Genomic DNA, 17394 nt, shown 5'->3' on the forward strand with positions numbered 1-17394 from the left:
AACCCGCGAATATCAGTGTGATCCACCGTCGAGTTTTACTGCTACGTCGCCCTCAGGAAATTCGTATGACATGTACTTGAGAAGCTGAAAACCGATCCCCATTGACACGCGAAGTCATATCAGTGTTCATAATATGAGGCATGGCACGCAATCTCGACATCGCGCTGCTGCGCGCATTCGTCTCGGTCGCCGATCATCGCAGCATGACGGCGGCCGGCCACGCGCTGCACCTGACGCAAGGCGCGATCAGCCAGCAGGTCGCACGGCTCGAAACGCTGTCCGGTCCGCTGTTCGTCCGCGAGCATCGCAACCTGCTGCTCACGGCGGCCGGCGAGCGGCTGCTCGAACAGGCGCGCCGGCTGCTCGCCGTACACGATGCGCTGCTCACCGACATGACGGCCGGTACGGTTGAAGGCGCCGTTCGTCTCGGCGCGCCGCAGGATCTGGTCGGCACCTGTCTCGCGCCGATCCTGAAGAACTATGCGCAGGCGCATCCGCAAGTCGCGCTCACGCTCGTGTGCGCGGCATCGCCGGAACTGCGGCGCGGGCTCACGCGGGGCGACCTCGATGTCGCGCTGACCGAGGCGCCGGCCGGATCGTCGCGCGGCGAGTGCATCGCCGTCGACCGGCTGGTCTGGGTCGGTGCGAAAGGCGGCACCGCGCACCGCAACACGCCGCTACCGGTGTCGATGGTCGCGCAGACCTGCGCATTCCGTCCGTCCGTGCTCGACGCGTTGCGCGGCTGCGATCGCGCCTGGCGCACCGTGTTCGAGAACGGCAGCTTCGATGCGACGGCCGCGACCGTGCGTTCCGATCTCGCCGTGACCGTCTGGCTCGCGTCCACCGTGCCGGCCGACCTCGACATCCTGCCGGCCGGCAGCGGCCTGCCCGCGCTGCCGAACTTCTCGATCAACCTGCATGTGCCGCGCGGCCAGCGCACGCCGGCCGCGACGGAACTGGCCCGCTACCTGCGCAACGGCTTCGCGCGCCTGCGCACGGCCGCCTAGGGCCTGTTTACGCGAATAACGGGCTTGCGAACGTGCCGTTCCGCCCGTCCCCCAAGGAGACTTCCTTCGGGACGCGTGCAAGGAGTAAGGAGCGCCGTTTGGCCGTGCCAAACGCACCGAAGGAAGTCCCCTTGGGGGACAAGCGACGCACGACGCCGCAATGTGGGCGGAAAGGCACGTTCCCGCTACACCGTGCCCGGCTCCTGCGGTGCGGGCGTCGTGCCGGCCGCCTCCAGCGCCTGATGCAGCGTCGCGAAAATGCACGACGCGCCGACGACCTCGGTGATCCCGTGACGATCCATGTCCGCGCGCAGGTAGCGGTTCACGCGCCCGAACAGCACGCCGATCCCGCGCGCGTGCAACGACTTGACGAGGTCGGTCAGCGTCCGCGCGGCCGAATAGTCGACATCGGTGATCGCCCCCGCATCGACGACGAACCAGCGCGGCGGCACCGGCGCCGCGTCGACGAGCTCGGTGATTTCGCCGGCAAACAGATGGTCGTTCGCGAAGAACAGGTCGGAGCCGAACCGATAGACGATCAGCCCCGGCGCCGTCATCGCACCGCGCCGCGCGGGCACCGGCTGCCACCGCCCGTTGCCCGCGACGGGTTCGAGCACCATCGTGTGCGGCTGGTAGCTGTGGCGCACGTGCCGCATCAGCGACAGCGCAACGGCCAGCAGGATGCCGTGTTCGACGCCGACGGTCACGACGGCCGTGGCCGTCACGAGCGCGAGCGTGAATTCGCCGGGACTTTCCTTGCGGATCGCCGCGAGGCTGCGCACGTTGATCAGCCCGAGCGCGATCGTGAACACGATACCGGCCAGCACCGCATGCGGCAGATACTGCAGGTAGGTGCTGAAGAACAACAGCACGACGGCCACGACGGCCGCGAACGCGAGATGGCCGATCTGGCTGCGCACGCCCGCGCCGTCGGCCATCGCCGTCTGCGTCGGGCTGCCGTTGACGACGAACGCGCCGCCGACCGCCGCCGCCGCGTTCGCGGCCGCGAGGCCGAGGATGTCGGCATTGGTGTCGACGTCTTCGCCGTACTGCTGCGCGAAGACGCGCGCGGCGGCCGCGCTCTGCGCGATGATCATCACGAAACACGAGGCGGCGACCGGCACGAGATCGAGGAACTGCTGCCACGTGACGGACGGCCAGCGCAGCGGCGGCAACCCGCCCGCGACCGGCCCGAGCACCGCGATGCCCTGTGCGGCGAAGCCGAACACGTTGCTCGCCGCGATGCTTCCCGCGACGACGATCATCGGCATCGGCACGTGCGGCAGGAACCGCTTGCACGCGAGAATCGCGACGACCACGAGCGCCGCGAGCGCGAACGTCGGCCGGTTCGCGTGGACGAGATGCGTGACGACGTAGTCGAGTTGCGCGAGGCTGCGCGACGCCGGATACGGCACCGCCAGCCCGAGCATGTCGCCGAGCATCGCGATCGACACCTGGACGCCGACGCCGGCGAGAAAGCCGACCAGCACCGTGCGCGACAGGAAATCGGCGAGAAAGCCGAGCTTGAAGATGCGCGCGAGCAGCAGCATCGCGCCGGTCAGCAGCGCGACCATGCCGGCCAGCGCCGCATATTCCGCGCTGCCGGCCGGCGCCATCGACGACAGCCGGCTCGCGAAGATCGTCGCGGTCGCGGAGTCGGCGGCGACGACGAGATGGCGCGATGCGCCGAAGCACGCGAATGCAATGAGCGGCAGGAACACCGTATAAAGACCCGTAACGGCCGGCATCCCGGCGATGCGCGCGTAGCCGAGCACCTGCGGGATATCCATCGAGGCGAGCGAGATGCCCGCGAATACGTCGCGGGTGACGCCTGCCCGGCGGATCGGGAGGATGCCTTTCAGCAGCCGCACACCTGACGGGCGGCTTTCGTTGGAATCTTGCATGCGTGAAATGCGTGAAGTCGAAGTGACGGGGTTCGCGAAGTGGTTCGCGCATCGTGCCCCGGGCGGGCCTTGCATGGCAAGTGCGCGAAGGCGTCGCGTGTCGCTCACCGTGGGCGAATCGGTCGCACGCCTGCGCGAGCGACGCACCGACAACACATGCGCCGCCCGCATGATTGCATGGATCGCCGGTCACGCGCTTCGGCGCGCGAAGGCCCGCCGCCACGGGCTCGAGCCGATCGTCGGCATGCGCACAATGCCTCCGCGCAACCGGCTCGCACACCGAGTTGCGGTGACGCGCGCTCACCTTCCGTCCTCACCACGATGCAGAGGACACCTGTACAAAGGTGAGCCGATTCGGGAGCCGTTCGACACGCCTTCACCGCACACGTCCGGAACCCGATGGCACAATCACGGTCCCTTTCATGCGCCCTTCACCGGGCGCGCGCCGCATCGCGGCGCCGATTCAACGCACGAGAAGGCCCCTGTCCGCCCCTATGACCCTGAACGAATCCTGGTTGACGCCGCTCGTCGGCATCCTCATCCTGCTCGCCGCTGCCGGCGCGATCACCGCCGCCGTCCATTTCCTGCTGTTTCGCGTGGTCGCGCGGCTCGCACGACTGTCCGCCACGCGCGTCGACGACGCGCTGTTCGAGTTCGGCGCGTTCAAGTGGCTGAACCGCATCGTCCCGTTCGTCGTGATCAAGCTCGGGCTCGGCGCGGTGCCCGGCATTCCGGAGCGCGCGACGCAGGCCGCCGACAAGGTGCTGTTCGCGCTGATCGTGTTCCTCGTGACGATGACGATCAGCGCAACGCTGTCCGCGCTCGAGCACACGCACCGCACGCATCAACGCGACCAGCCGCGCTTGTCGCTGAAAGGCGCGATGCAGCTCGTCAAGCTCGTGATGTTCATCACGGCGGCGCTCGTCGTGATCGGCGATGCGACCGGCAAGCAGATCGGCCTGCTGCTGTCGGGTATCGGCGCGATGTCGGCGGTGCTGATGCTGATCTTCAAGGACACGCTGCTCGGCCTCGTCGCCGGCGTGCAACTGTCGTCGAACGACATGCTGCGGATCGGCGACTGGATCACGATGCCGTCCGCCGGCGCGGACGGTACCGTCATCGACATCACGCTGAACACCGTCAAGGTCGCGAACTTCGATCACACGATCATCACGGTGCCGACGTGGAAGCTGATCACCGAGAGCTACCAGAACTGGCGCGGGATGACCGAAGCGGGCGGGCGCCGCATCAAGCGCGCGCTGTTCGTCGACGCGACGAGCGTGCGTTTTCTGTCGAACGACGAAATCGAACGGCTCGAACGCCTGACGCTGCTGAAGGACTATCTCGAGGACAAGGTCGACGCGATCGAGCAATGGAACGGCACGCTCGGCGCGGCCGGCGACTGCCCGGCGAACCGCCGCCAGCTGACCAATCTCGGCACGTTCCGCGCGTATGTCGCGAACTACCTGAAGGGTCATCCGCGCATCCGCCGCGACATGACCTGCATGGCGCGGCAGCTGCCGCTCACGGCCGAAGGCATTCCGCTCGAACTGTACTGCTTCACCGATACGACATCGTGGGTCGACTACGAAACCATCCAGTCCGACCTGTTCGATCACCTGATCGCGGTGCTCCCGGAGTTCGGGCTGCGCGTGTACCAGCACCCGTCGGGCTTCGACATGCGGCAGATGGCCGGCGCAGCGCAAGCCGGGCTGCAGGCGCCGCGCGCGGGTTGACGCATGTCACACGGCGGCCGCCCACCGGCCGCCGCCTGCCGTCGCGCGCGGCCGCATTTACCGCGCCGCGCACTCCGATGCGAGCCGCCCGAGCACCTTCAATGCTTCCTCGATCTGCCGCGACCACGGATAGCTGTAGTTGAGCCGGATGAAATGCCGGTAATCGGTGCCCGCCGAGAACATGTGGCCCGGCCCGACCGTGATCCGCTGCGCGAGCGCGAGCGTGTACAGCTTCATCGCATCGACCTGCGGCGGCAGCTCGACCCACAGCACGTACCCGCCCTGCGGCTGCGACAGCCGCGTACCTTCCGGAAAGAAGCGCCGCACCATCGCGCTCATCAGGCTCGCCTGCTGCGCGTATTGCTTGCGCATGCGCCGCAGGTGGAAATCGTAGCCGTCGTATTTCAGGTACTCGGCGATCGCCAGTTGCTCGATCGCGGGCGTCGCGAGCGTGTTCAGGAATTTCAGCTTCTCGACCTGGTCGCGGTAGCGGCCCGGCATCGCCCAGCCGATCCGGTAGCGTGGCGACAGGCTCTTCGTGAACGACGCGCAATGCAGCACGAGACCGTCGCGGTCGAATGATTTCAGCGCGCTCGGCGTCGTGTCGCCGAAATGCAGCTCGTGATAGACGTCGCTCTCGATCGCCGGCACGCCGTGCTTCGCCAGCAGCTCGACGAGCGCGCGCTTGCGCGCATCGGGCATCTGGAAGCCGAGCGGATTCTGGAAGTTCGGCATCACCATGCACGCGGCGATGCGCTCGCGTTCGAGAATCTGTTCGAGCGCGTCGAGATCGATGCCGTCGCCCGGGTGCGTCGCGACTTCCAGCGCGCGCATGCCCATCCGCTCGATCGCGTGCAGCATCGCGTAGAACGTCGGCGATTCGACGGCGATCGTGTCGCCCGGCTTCGCGACGGCCTGCAGGCACAGGTTGATCGCCTCGGTCGCGCCGATCGTCATCACGATCTCGCCCGGCTCGACCGCGATCCCGCGTTCCGCGTAGCGCCGCGCGATCTGGCGGATCAGCTCCTGGTTGCCGGGCGGCAGGTCGTCGATCACGCCCCAGCGCGTGCGGCGACGCCCGATCGCCTGCGCATAACGCGCAAGGCGCTGCACCGGGAATTGCGATGCGTCGGGATACGGCGAGCCGAGCGGCACGGCGTCGTCGCGCGCGATCGAGCGCAGCGTCGACAGCACGAGCCGGCTCACGTCCACGGCCGACGGCTCGGCCGTCGGCGCCGACGTGTGCAGCTCGGCCTCGGCCGGCGCCGCCGCGCGCGCACGCACGAAATAGCCCGACTGCGGCCGGCTCTCGATCAGGCCGCGGCTTTCCAGCACGAGGTACGCGCGCAGCACGGTCGTGACGCTGAGCTGCTGCTGCCGGCTCGCCTGCCGCACCGACGGAATCCGCTCGCCCGGCCGGTACACGCCACGCTCGATCTGCGCCTGGAGATCGTCGGCCAGTTGTTCGTAACGCTTCACGCGCCTCCCTTTCAACTTCCCTTCAACAACACAGTTGCGATCCGCACTGTATGAATGGCCGCAACTGTACTCTTTTTTGAAGTGAACAGGTGTACACACAGCCGGACGGGTGCCGCGCGTACTCTGCAGCCATCGACCCCGACACCCGCTGCATCATGAAAAAGAAATCCGCCACCGCGCGCATCGAACCGTACACCCACCCGGCCGCCGGCTGGGGCGCGCTGAAAGCCGTCACGATCAACCTGATCAAGGAAAAGGTCGCCGGCGGCAACTACCGTACGCTGCTGCGCCAGAACCAGCCGGACGGCTTCGACTGCCCCGGCTGCGCGTGGCCCGACCGCCAGCACGCATCGACGTTCGAATTCTGCGAAAACGGCGTGAAGGCCGTGGCCGCCGAAGCGACGAGCAAGCGCGTGACGCCCGAATTCTTCGCCGCGCACACGGTCACCGAGCTGCTCGAACAGTCGGATTTCGAACTCGAACAGCACGGCCGCCTCACCGACCCGATGGCGTACGACGCGCAAACCGACCGCTACGTGCCGATCGCATGGGACGACGCGTTCGAACTGATCGCGCGCCACCTGCGCGCGCTGCCCGACCCGAACCAGGCCGCGTTCTACACGTCCGGGCGCGCGAGCAACGAAGCGGCGTTCCTGTACCAGTTGCTGGTGCGCCTGTACGGCACGAACAACTTCCCCGACTGCTCGAACATGTGTCACGAGGCGACGAGCCGCGGGCTGCCGGCCTCGGTCGGCGTCGGCAAGGGCACCGTCACGCTCGACGATTTCGAGCACGCCGACACGCTGCTGATCTTCGGCCAGAACCCCGCGACCAACCACCCGCGGATGATGGGCGAGCTGCGCGAATGCGCGAAGCGCGGCGCGACGATCGTGTCGATCAACCCGCTGAAGGAGCGCGGCCTCGAACGCTTCGCCGATCCGCAAAGCCCCATCGAGATGCTGACGATGTCGGGCACGAAGATCGCGTCGACGTTCATCCAGCCGACGATCGGCGGCGATTTCGCGCTGATCAAGGGAATGGCGAAGCGCGTGCTCGAACTCGACGATGCCGCGCGCGCCGCCGGTGCGCCGCGCGTGCTCGACACCGCGTTCATCGGCGAGCACACGGCCGGTTTCGACGCGTTCGCCGACGATCTTCGCAACGAAAGCTGGTCCGCGCTGACCGCCGAAAGCGGCGTGCCGTACGAGCAGATCGACAGCCTCGCGCAGCTCTATGCGCGCAGCGAACGCGTGATCGCGACGTGGGGCATGGGCATCACGCAGCACAAGCATTCGGTCGCGACCGTGCAGATGCTGACCAACCTGATGCTGATGCGCGGCAACATCGGCCGCCCCGGCGCGGGCCTGTGCCCGGTGCGCGGGCACTCGAACGTGCAGGGCAACCGCACGGTCGGCATCGAGGAAAAGCCGTCGCAGGCGTTCCTCGACCGCCTCGGCCACGTGTTCGACTTCGAACCGCCGCGCCACCACGGCCTCGACGTCGTCGAGACGATCGAAGGGATGCTCGAAGGCCACGTAAAGGTGCTGATCGGCCTCGGCGGCAACTTCGCGATGGCGACGCCCGACACGCCGCGCACGTGGGAAGGCATGCGCCGCTGCGACCTGTCGGTGCACATCACGACCAAGCTGAACCGCAGCCACCTGATCCACGGCCGCGACGCGCTGATCCTGCCGACGCTCGGCCGCACCGAGATCGACCTGCAGGACAACGTCGCGCAAGGCGTGACGGTCGAGGATTCGATGAGCATGGTTCACGTGTCGTACGGGATGAACAAGCCGGCGTCGCCGAACCTGATGTCGGAGCCTGCCATCGTCGCGCACATGGGCCATGCGCTGTTCGGCAGCGGCAAGATCGACTGGCTCGCGTACAAGGACGACTACGCGAAGATCCGCGACGCGATCGAGGCGACGCTCGACGGCTTCTACGACTACAACACGCGCATCGCGCGGCCGGGCGGCTTCCACCTGCGCGTCGCGTCGCGCGACCGCGAGTGGCTCACGCCGACGGGCAAGGCGAACTTCATCGCGCACGCATTGCCGACCGACACGCCGATCCAGCGCGCCCGCGCGCTGCACGGCGAACGGCTGATGACGCTGATGACGACGCGCTCGCACGACCAGTACAACACGACCGTCTACGGGCTCGACGACCGCTATCGCGGCGTGTTCGGCCAGCGCCGCGTGGTGTTCGCCAACCGCGACGATCTCGCGATGCTCGGCCTGCAGGCCGGCGAATGGGTCGACATGGAAACCGTGTGGCACGACGGCATCGAGCGGCGCGCAAACGGCTTCCTGCTGGTCGAGTACGACATCCCGCGCGGCTGCATCGGCGCGTACTACCCGGAAACCAACCCGCTCGTGCCGCTCGACAGCGTCGGCGACGTGTGCAACACGCCGACGTCGAAGTCGGTGCCCGTGCTGCTGCATCGCGCGGCCGCGCCGGCGTCGATCGCCGCCTGACGGAGCGCGACGATGATCGTTCGTCCGCGCGAGCACTGGCTGCGGATGCTGCTGGTCTGGAACGGCTCGGTGCTGCCGACCATCCTGCCGCAGCTCGTGCTGACGCTCGCGATCAGCCTCGTCGCGGTATGGGGCGGCGGCCGCGTGCTCGGCGAGAAGGTGCCGCTGAACCCGACGCCGTTCACGCTGATCGGGCTCACGCTGGCGATCTTCGCCGGGTTTCGCAACAACGCGAGCTACGAACGCTACCGCGAGGGCCGGCAATTGTGGGGCGGCGTACTGACCGCCACGCGCACGCTGGTCTCGCAGGCACTCTGCTACGGCGCGGTCGACCGTGACGACGCGTCGCGGCGCGCCTTCGTGCGCACGGTCGTCGCGTTCGTTTATGCGCTCAAGCATCAACTGCGCGGCACCGATCCGGCCGCCGATCTGCGCGGGCTGCTCGACGAGGCCGCCTACGCGCGCATCTCCGGTTCGCGGTTCCGCCCGGTCGTCATCGTGCACGCGCTGCGCGAAGCATTCGCCGCACGCGCCGATGCGGGCCGCCTCGCGGACACACGCCTGTGGATGCTCGATGCGCGCCTCGACGATCTCGTGTCGATGGTGAGCGGCTGCGAACGGATCGCGTCGACGCCGATCCCGTTTTCATACGACGTGCTGCTGCACCGGACCATCTATGCGTACTGCGTGCTGCTGCCGTTCGGCCTCGTCGACTCGATCGGCGCGGCGACGCCATTCGTCACCGTCTTCGTCGCCTATACGCTGATCGCACTCGACGCGATCGCGCATGCGATCGCCGAGCCGTTCGGTGACGGGCCGAACCATCTCGCGCTCGATGCGATGACGCGGCAGATCGAGCGCACGCTGCTCGAACTGAACCGCGAGCCGCTGCCGGCCGAAGTGACGCCCGGCCGCGCGTACCGCCTCACCTGAACCGCTCAGTCGCTGCGGCCGCGCAGGAAGCGGCCATGTTCGGCGGCTGCGTCGGCGATCCGCCGCAACAGCACGACGCCGCGCAGCAACGCGTTCGCGTCGTCGCCGTCGAGAACGGCCGCGCGCCGCCGCAGCACGCGCGCCGCCGCGTCGCAGGTCCGATCGAGCTGCGCGAATTCCGCCCGCGCGACTCGCCCTCGCACCACGGCCACCGCACGGCGTGCGGCCGGCTCGCGCGATGCCAGTCCGGCGAGCGACAGCAGGCTGTCGCCGATTCCCCAGATCGCGAGCAGGTCGCTCATGTCGCGCTCGATCAGCGTCTGCGGCAGGCTGCCCGCGAAGCCGAGTTCGCGCGCGAGACGGTCGGCCGTCCGGCTCAGCCACACGCTCTCCGGCCACGCGCGCGGGTCGCGTGCGATGTCGGCCAGGTCGCGGCGCACCGCACGATGCAACCGCTGCCGGCTCGTGCCGGGATCGCCGGGAAACACCAGCGCGAAGATCAGCGCGCCGAACGCGATGCCGAGCATCGTGGCGAGCGCGCTGTTCAGGAACGCGGCGTCGCCGATGCGCGCGGTATTGTCCGGCGACGTGAAATTCCAGAAGAAGATCGCGAATGCGCTGCCCATCGCGGCCGTGCGCGGATGACGCATCGCGATGCCGTTGGCGACCAGGAACACGCCGAGAATGTACGCGAGCATCTCGAAGCCCGACACCGCGGGCAGCAGGATGAAGTTGCAGACGACGCCCGCGACCGCCGCGCATGCCGTGCCTTTCAGGAAGCCGACGGCCGCGCGCACCGAGTTCGGCCGCGTCGAGAACAGCGCGCCGACCACGGCGGTGATCGCAACGAAGCCGGCACCCGACGGCCACGCGGTGACGATCCAGATCGCCGACGCGGCCAGCACCGCGATGAACGCGCGGACACCGTTGTGCCACGCGAGCACCGGATCGTGGTGGAACGCGTAGCGCACGCGCGAAGGCGGCGGCTCCGGCCGGTCGAGCAGCGCCTGGCTCGCGAACGCGCGCTCGAACCCGCCGAGCAGCGCCGCCAGCCGGTCGAGCGTGAGCAGGCGCGACGTGTCCGGGCCGCGCTGCGCGGCTGCCTCGGCGTGCAGCGCTGCGTCCACGCGCGCACGCAGCGCCGCGATCTCGTCGCCTGCATCGCCCGAAGCGGCGCCACCCTCGAGCACGCGCGCGACCTCGTCGACCAGCGGATCCGTCGCATCGCCGGCGCGCGCCGCATGCTCGCGGATCGCCTGTCCGGCGGCCTGCGCGGTGAGCACGCCGAGCGCCGCCGCGCGCAGATGGCCGATCGCGTTGCGCACCGGCGGTGCGCCTGCCGCCGCATATTCGGCCGCCGTGTCGAGTTCGAGCGCATCCGCAAACAGGCGGTGCACGGCCGTCCCGTTCGGCTCGCGGCGCAGCGCGCCCGCGCCGACGGCCACCGCACGGTCGAGATAGCGCGCGAGCCGCGTCCGGACATCGCGCAGCGGCGTACCCGGCGAGAAGACGGTTTCGAACAGCGCGCCGCACAGGATGCCGACCACCACGTACAGGAACCGCGCGACCGCGATGTCGAACGCGTGCAGCGGCGCCGATACCGCATCCATCGCGATGATCGCGGCCGTATAGCCGGCAAGCACCGCCGCATACGCGCGGAAATTCCGCTGGAACGTCGCGACGCCCGCGCACAGCCCGATCCAGGCGGCGAGCGCCGGCAGGAACAGCTCGGGCGTCTGCGCGAACGCGCCGGTCAGCGCGAGCGCGACGGCCGCGCCGACCGCAGTGCCGAGAATCCGGTACTGGCTCTTCGACAGCCCCATCCCGCGGCTACTCTGCGCGACGATCCACACGGTCGACGCGGCCCATTTCGGATCGTCGAGATTCATCCGGAACGCAATATAGAGCGCGAGCAACGACGCGGCCGTGTTGCGCAGCGCGAACGCGAGCGCGCCGGGCGGCAACGTCGGGCGCGCATCGCTCAGCGCGGCCCGGACGGCCGCGAGCGGCGGCACGCTGGGGAAGGCGAATTTCATCCGGCGAGCATACGGTCGCGCGCCGGCCGCCACTACGGGGCGGCGACGGGATGCGTTATTGCACCGGGCAGGATAATCGGCCCGACCCGCTGCGATCCGGCGCGCGACGGTAAGATGCGCGCAGGTCGAACCCTGAAATGCCCTGTATGGACCTCGAAAGCATCCGGATATTCTTGCGCGTGGTGGAACGCGGCAGCTTCACCGCCGCCGCCACGCAACTCGACATGCCGCTCAGCCGCGTGAGCCGCAAGGTCAGGCAGCTCGAGGACGACCTCGGCGTCCAGCTGCTGTACCGCACGACGCGCCGCGTGTCCGTCACCGAAGCCGGGCGCGACTATTACGAGCGCTGCCTGCGCGCCGAGGAAATCCTGCTCGACGCCGACCGCCAGGCACGCGCGCTGCGCACCGAGCCCGAAGGCACGCTTCGCGTGCTGGTGCCCTACGCGATCGGCCTGCTGGAACTGGAGCCGGCGCTCGCCGAGTTTCGCCGGCGCTACCCGCTGGTCCAGCTCGTGCTGATCTACGACAACAGCGCGCTCGACCTCGTCGAGCACGGCTTCGACGTCGCGCTGCGCACCGGCGTGCTGACCGATTCCGGCTACGTCGCGCGCTCGCTCGGCTGGTCGCACGCGAAGCTCGCGGCCAGCCCGCACTATCTCGACCGCGTCGGACGGCCGCGGACGCCGCAGGATCTCGCCGATCACGACATCCTGTTCGTCGGCCGCGACACGCCCGGCCTGACGCTGCGCCTCACCAACGCGGCCGGCGACGTCGCCGACGTGCCGGTGCGGCCCGTGCTGATCTCGAACGAGTCGGTCACGGTGCTGCGTCAGGCCGCGAGCGGCGGCGGCATCGCGCTGATCTCCACGCACTTCACCACGCGGCGGCTCGCGAACAACGAACTCGAGATCGTACTGCCCGACTGGCACCGCACCGACGACGTCGAGCTGCACGCGCTCTACCCGAAGCGCGCGACGCTCGACAGCAAGGTGCGCGCATTCGTCGAATTCCTGACGGACGTCTTCACCGCGTGGCGGACCGCGCCGTAACCGGCGCCGCGCGACCGGCCGTCGATGCGCGTCGGCTGCATTATTGCGGCGCACGAAAGGAATTAATGAGCGCGCAAGCGTTGATCGGCGCTCGTCGCGTCGTTAGCCTGTGCCCATGAAAAATCACCACGCACGCTACGGCGGCCACGTGCCTGCCGCCCGCCGACGCGTCACGCGCGTCGCGCCTTCCTGACCGGCCTGCCCGCGTCCCGAAGCCCGCCACGGCTTCGCCGAACCGATTGAACGCCTGAACCGCACGCTGCGCGCGGACGGCCCCGTTTGCCGGGCCGCCCGCGCGTGGTGCGTGTCCGTCCGCATCGCGGACCGCCCGCGCGGGCGTCGCGCGCGTGCGCGTGCGCGACTGCCCGCGCACGCCGCCCGGCCCCCTTTCATCACGCAGGAACACCATGTCATCTCCGTCACCCCAGGCGCCGCTGTCGGGCGGCAAGCTCGCGATCGGCACGATCGCGGTATCGCTCGCCATGTTCATGAACGTACTCGACTCGTCGATCGCAAACGTCGCGATCCCGACGATCTCGGGCGACCTCGGCGTGTCGGTCGACGAAGGCACGTGGGTGATCACGATCTTCGCGGCCGCGAACGCGGTATCGATTCCGCTGACCGGCTGGCTCACGCAGCGCTTCGGCCAGGTGCGCCTGTTCGTCACGTCGATCCTGCTGTTCGTGTTCGCGTCGTGGCTGTGCGGGATCGCGCCGAACCTGCCGACACTGCTCGCCGCGCGGATCCTGCAGGGCGCGGTCGCGGGGCCGCTCGCGCCGCTGTCGCAGGCGCTGCTGCTCGGCGCGTGGCCACGGCAGAAATCGTCGAGCGCGCTCGCGCTGTGGTCGATGACGGCGCTCGTCGGCCCGATCGCCGGGCCGTCGCTCGGCGGCTGGATCACATACGACTACAACTGGTCGTGGATCTTCTACATCAACATTCCGGTGGGCTTCTTTGCGGCGGCCGTCACGTGGATCGTGTTCCGCGACCGCGAATCGGCCACGCGCCGCCTGCCGATCGACACGGTCGGCCTGCTGTTGCTCGTGCTGTGGGTCGCGTCGCTGCAGATCATGCTCGACAAGGGCAAGGATCTCGACTGGTTCAACTCGCCCGTCGTCGTCGCGCTCGGCATCGTCGCGCTGATCGGCTTCGCGTTCTTCCTCGTGTGGGAGCTGCACGAGGCCAACCCGATCGTCGACTTGCGGCTCTTCACGCAGCGCAACTTCGCGGGCGGCACGATCGCGATCTCGGTCGCGTACGGGATGTTCTTCGGCACGCTCGTGCTGCTGCCGCAATGGATGCAGGGCTATCTCGGCTACCGCGCGGTCGATTCGGGGCTCGCGACCGCGCCGCTCGGGTTGTTCGCGGTCCTGCTCACGCCGGTCATGGGGCGCCTGCTGCCACGCACCGACCCGCGCTATATCGCGACGCTCGCGTTCGTCGGCTTCGCGGTCGTGTTCATGATGCGCACGACGTTCTACACCGACGTGTCGCGCTGGGACCTCGTGCTGCCGACACTGCTGCAAGGCATTCCGATGGCGATGTTCTTCGTGCCGCTGACGTCGATCATCCTGTCCGGCCTGCCGCCCGAAAAGATCCCGGCCGCGGCCGGCCTGTCGAATTTCGGCCGCACGTTCTGCGGCGCGGTGGGCACGTCGCTGATCAGCAATGCGTGGAACGACCGCACGATCCTGCATCACGTGCGGCTCACCGAACAGGCCAGCGTCACTAATCCGGTCTTCACGCAGCAGGTCGACGCGACGCGTTCGCTGCTGCACCTGAGCCCCGATTCGGCGCTCGGGCTCTTCAACGCATCGGTCGATTCGCAGGCGGCCGTGATGGGGTTGAACGACATCTTCTACGTGTCGGCGATCATCTTCATCGCGATCATCCCGCTGATCTGGATCACGAAACCGTCGCGCTCGGGCGGCGGCGACGCCGATGCGGCGGCGGCCGGCGCGCACTGATCCGGACCCGCCGCGGCGCGTGCCGCGCGCCGCGGCGGCCGTAATAAAGACTTGCAATCGATACAGGCGGAAACGTCAACAGCCGGCGCCCGCCCCGCGTTTTTTCGTCATGCGCCCACGATCCGGACGCGCAACGACAGGAGAAACCACCATGCGAGCCCTTACCCGCCACATCGCGATCGCCGCCACCCTGATGTCGGTGCTGACCGGCACCGCATTCGCCGACACGCCGTGGCAGCAGGCGCATCCGCGCCGCGAAGAGGTCAACCAGCGTCTCGCCAACCAGAATCGCCGCATCCATCACGAAGTGAAGGAAGGCGAGATGTCGCACGCCCAGGCCGCGCGCCTGCACCGTGACGACCACCAGATCCGCCGGGAAGAGCGGGACATGGCTGCGCAGGATCACAGCCACATCACGAAGAGCGAAAAGCACGTGCTGAACCAGCAGGAAAATGCGGTCAGCAACAAGATCGGCCAATAACACCGACAACACCGGCAAGCGCCCATTCGCCACGACCTGAAACGCCCGCTGCCGCGATGCGGTAGCGGGTGCTTGTTGTATCGAATCGTTTCAACGCGCCAACGGCGTCAGATGCCACGGGTATACTCCGTCGTCAGCCGCCTGTCGCATCGTCGCCCGTCAAAAACGGCCCGATTCCGGGCGGTTTCGTCGCGAAGCTTCGCGTTTCGCCTACCCCGCGCCCCAGCCTCGATACGAGACACCCGACGACCGACCATGAAACGATTCCTGCTGCTCCTTCCCGCCGCCCTGCTCGCCGCCTGCGGCTCCGCTCCCTCGTCCGACTCGGCCTCGTCGGGCGCCGCGCCGATGATCTACGTATCGTCGCAACGTCCGGCCTACGCGATCGCGAACTGCCTCGACAGCCGCCTGTCGGGCACCGAACAATCGCAGCACAACGGCGTGACCGACATCTCGGTCGGCTCGAATTCGTACTTCGTCACGCTGACACCGTCGGGCAACGGCTCGGTCGTCAAGGTCGTGCGCGGCTCGGGCAGCGAGCCGGCCGAAGAAGCGATGCGCTTCGCGATCGCGCGCTGCGTGATCTGATCCCTGCCGGCGCCGGGCGCCCGCCCGGCCCACCGCTGCGCGCCGCACCGCGCGCACGCCGAATATTTTCATCCGGGTGGCCGTCGATGAGAGAATCGCACCCACGATTCCCTTTCGAAGGAGCCCGCATGAAGCACCTGCTGTCCCGGCTGTTCGTCAGCGCCGCGCTCGTCGCGCTTGTTCCGGCGCTGCCGGCGCAGGCTGCCACGCCGCCCGGCATCTTCGTCGTCGCCACGCAACTCGGCGAATTCACGACCCTCGACCCGAGCGGGATCTACGAACTGGTGCCGTCCGAATACGTGGCGAACACCTACGAACGGCTGGTGCGCGTCGACCTGAAGGACCCGACGCGCTTCGACGGGCAGATCGCGCAATCGTGGACGGTCGGCTCCGACGGCACGACCTACACGTTCAAGCTGCGCCCCGGCCTCACGTTCCATTCCGGCAACCCGGTGACCGCCGACGACGTCGCGTGGTCGCTGCAGCGCACCATCCTGCTCGACAAGGGGCCGGCCGGCGTGCTCGCCGACCTCGGCCTCACGAAGGCAAACGTGATGCAGAAGGTGCGCGTGGTCGATCCGCAAACCGTCGTGCTCGAAACCGACCGCAAGTACGCGCCGAGCTTCGTGCTCAACGTGCTGAGCGCCTGCCCGGCATCGGTGTTCGACAAGAAGCTGCTGCTGTCGCACCAGCAGGGCAACGATTTCGGCAGCGCGTGGCTGCGGACCAACGACGCGGGCTCGGGTCCGTACCAGCTCGTCAAGTGGACGCCGAACGAGACCATCGTGCTGCAGCGCTTCGAGAAATACCGCACGCCCTACCCGATGAAGCGCGTCGTGCTGCGCCACGTGCCCGAAGCGTCCGCGCAGCGGCTGCTGCTGGAGAACGGCGACGCCGACGCCGCGCGCAACCTGAGCCCCGACAGCCTCGCCGCGCTGACGAAGGCCGGCAAGATCAAGGTCGCGTCGTGGCCGGTATCGGCGCTGCTGTACCTGAGCCTGAACACGAAGAACCCGAACCTCGCGAAGCCTGAAGTGCAGCAGGCGATGAAATGGCTGGTCGACTACGACGGCATCCAGCGCAACATCGTCAGCACGACCTACAAGGTGCATCAGACCTTCCTGCCCGAAGGCTTCCTCGGCGCATCGAACGCGCGACCGTACAAGCAGGACGTCGCGAAGGCGAAGGCGCTGCTCGCGAAGGCCGGTTTGCCGAACGGCTTCGACGTGACGATGGACATGCCGAACGACTATCCGTACCTCGAGATCGCGCAGGCGCTGCAGGCGAACTTCGCGCAAGGCGGCATCCGCGTGAAGCTGATCCCCGGCGATGCGAAGCAGGCGATCGGCAAGTACCGCGCGCGCCAGCACGACATCTTCATCGGCGAATGGTCGCCCGACTACATGGACCCGAACAGCAACGCGCGCGGCTTCGCGTGGAATCCGGACAACTCGGACCAATCGCCGACCAAGATGCTCGCGTGGCGCAACAGCTGGGACATTCCGCAACTGACGAAGGACACCGAGGCAGCGCTCGTCGAGCCGTCGCCCGCGAAGCGCGCGCAGCGTTACGAAGCGCTGCAGAAGGCCGTGCTCGCGAACTCGCCGTTCATCATCATGTTCGAGAAGGTCGTGCAGGTTGCGACGCGCCCCGGCGCGACCGGGCCGGAGATCGGGCCGATCAACGACCTCGTGTCATACCGGACGCTCGCGAAGTAATCGCGGCGGCCCGCGC

General features: G+C 68.3%; 12 protein-coding genes. 9 read left to right on the forward strand and 3 right to left on the reverse strand.

Annotated features, from left to right (window positions below):
- The first annotated feature begins 140 nt into the window (after positions 1-140).
- A complete protein-coding gene (locus HWX87_RS26495; RefSeq protein ID WP_176050042.1) occupies positions 141-1007 on the forward strand; it encodes a LysR substrate-binding domain-containing protein in 867 nt (288 codons plus the stop codon).
- 185 nt (positions 1008-1192) lie between these two features.
- On the opposite strand, the gene HWX87_RS26500 is transcribed toward HWX87_RS26495, so the two are convergent.
- Positions 1193-2911 (reverse strand): SulP family inorganic anion transporter, encoded by a 1719-nt coding sequence (locus HWX87_RS26500; RefSeq protein WP_176050043.1) that lies wholly within the window; start codon positions 2909-2911, stop codon positions 1193-1195.
- A 494-nt stretch (positions 2912-3405) separates the two neighbouring features.
- Between HWX87_RS26500 and HWX87_RS26505 the strand changes: the two genes are divergently transcribed.
- The gene (locus tag HWX87_RS26505) at positions 3406-4647 is read left to right on the forward strand and encodes a mechanosensitive ion channel family protein (RefSeq protein ID WP_176050044.1); all 1242 of its coding nucleotides are present in this window, start codon (positions 3406-3408) and stop codon (positions 4645-4647) included.
- A gap of 57 nt (positions 4648-4704) precedes the next feature.
- On the opposite strand, the gene HWX87_RS26510 is transcribed toward HWX87_RS26505, so the two are convergent.
- Positions 4705-6126, reverse strand: a complete 1422-nt coding sequence (locus HWX87_RS26510; protein ID WP_176050045.1) for a PLP-dependent aminotransferase family protein — start codon at positions 6124-6126, stop codon at positions 4705-4707.
- 155 nt (positions 6127-6281) lie between these two features.
- Here HWX87_RS26510 and HWX87_RS26515 point away from each other — a divergent pair, with 155 nt between their 5' ends.
- Positions 6282-8606 carry an FdhF/YdeP family oxidoreductase gene (locus HWX87_RS26515; protein ID WP_176050046.1) on the forward strand — a complete coding sequence of 775 codons (2325 nt, stop codon included), beginning with the start codon at positions 6282-6284 and terminating at the stop codon, positions 8604-8606.
- Between the two features lie 12 nt (positions 8607-8618).
- Positions 8619-9539 (forward strand): bestrophin family ion channel, encoded by a 921-nt coding sequence (locus HWX87_RS26520; RefSeq protein WP_176050047.1) that lies wholly within the window; start codon positions 8619-8621, stop codon positions 9537-9539.
- A 5-nt stretch (positions 9540-9544) separates the two neighbouring features.
- Here the strand turns inward: HWX87_RS26520 and HWX87_RS26525 are convergent, their stop codons facing one another.
- Positions 9545-11575 (reverse strand): FUSC family protein, encoded by a 2031-nt coding sequence (locus tag HWX87_RS26525; protein ID WP_176050048.1) that lies wholly within the window; start codon positions 11573-11575, stop codon positions 9545-9547.
- A gap of 146 nt (positions 11576-11721) precedes the next feature.
- Between HWX87_RS26525 and HWX87_RS26530 the strand changes: the two genes are divergently transcribed.
- From HWX87_RS26530 to HWX87_RS26550, 5 genes are all read left to right on the forward strand, one after another.
- Positions 11722-12624 (forward strand): LysR family transcriptional regulator, encoded by a 903-nt coding sequence (locus tag HWX87_RS26530; protein ID WP_176050049.1) that lies wholly within the window; start codon positions 11722-11724, stop codon positions 12622-12624.
- A 407-nt stretch (positions 12625-13031) separates the two neighbouring features.
- Positions 13032-14591, forward strand: a complete 1560-nt coding sequence (locus HWX87_RS26535; protein WP_176050050.1) for a DHA2 family efflux MFS transporter permease subunit — start codon at positions 13032-13034, stop codon at positions 14589-14591.
- Between the two features lie 151 nt (positions 14592-14742).
- Entirely contained in the window at positions 14743-15072 is a 330-nt protein-coding gene (locus HWX87_RS26540) for a hypothetical protein (protein ID WP_176050051.1), read from the forward strand.
- A 255-nt stretch (positions 15073-15327) separates the two neighbouring features.
- On the forward strand, positions 15328-15660 hold the full coding sequence (locus HWX87_RS26545; protein ID WP_176050052.1) for a sugar ABC transporter ATPase: 333 nt from the start codon (positions 15328-15330) through the stop codon (positions 15658-15660).
- A 128-nt stretch (positions 15661-15788) separates the two neighbouring features.
- Positions 15789-17378, forward strand: coding sequence for an ABC transporter substrate-binding protein (locus HWX87_RS26550; protein ID WP_176050053.1), 1590 nt, complete (start codon positions 15789-15791; stop codon positions 17376-17378).
- Positions 17379-17394: the final 16 nt, after the last annotated feature.

This window comes from Burkholderia sp. BCC1644 (assembly GCF_902833225.1).
GTDB lineage: Bacteria > Pseudomonadota > Gammaproteobacteria > Burkholderiales > Burkholderiaceae > Burkholderia.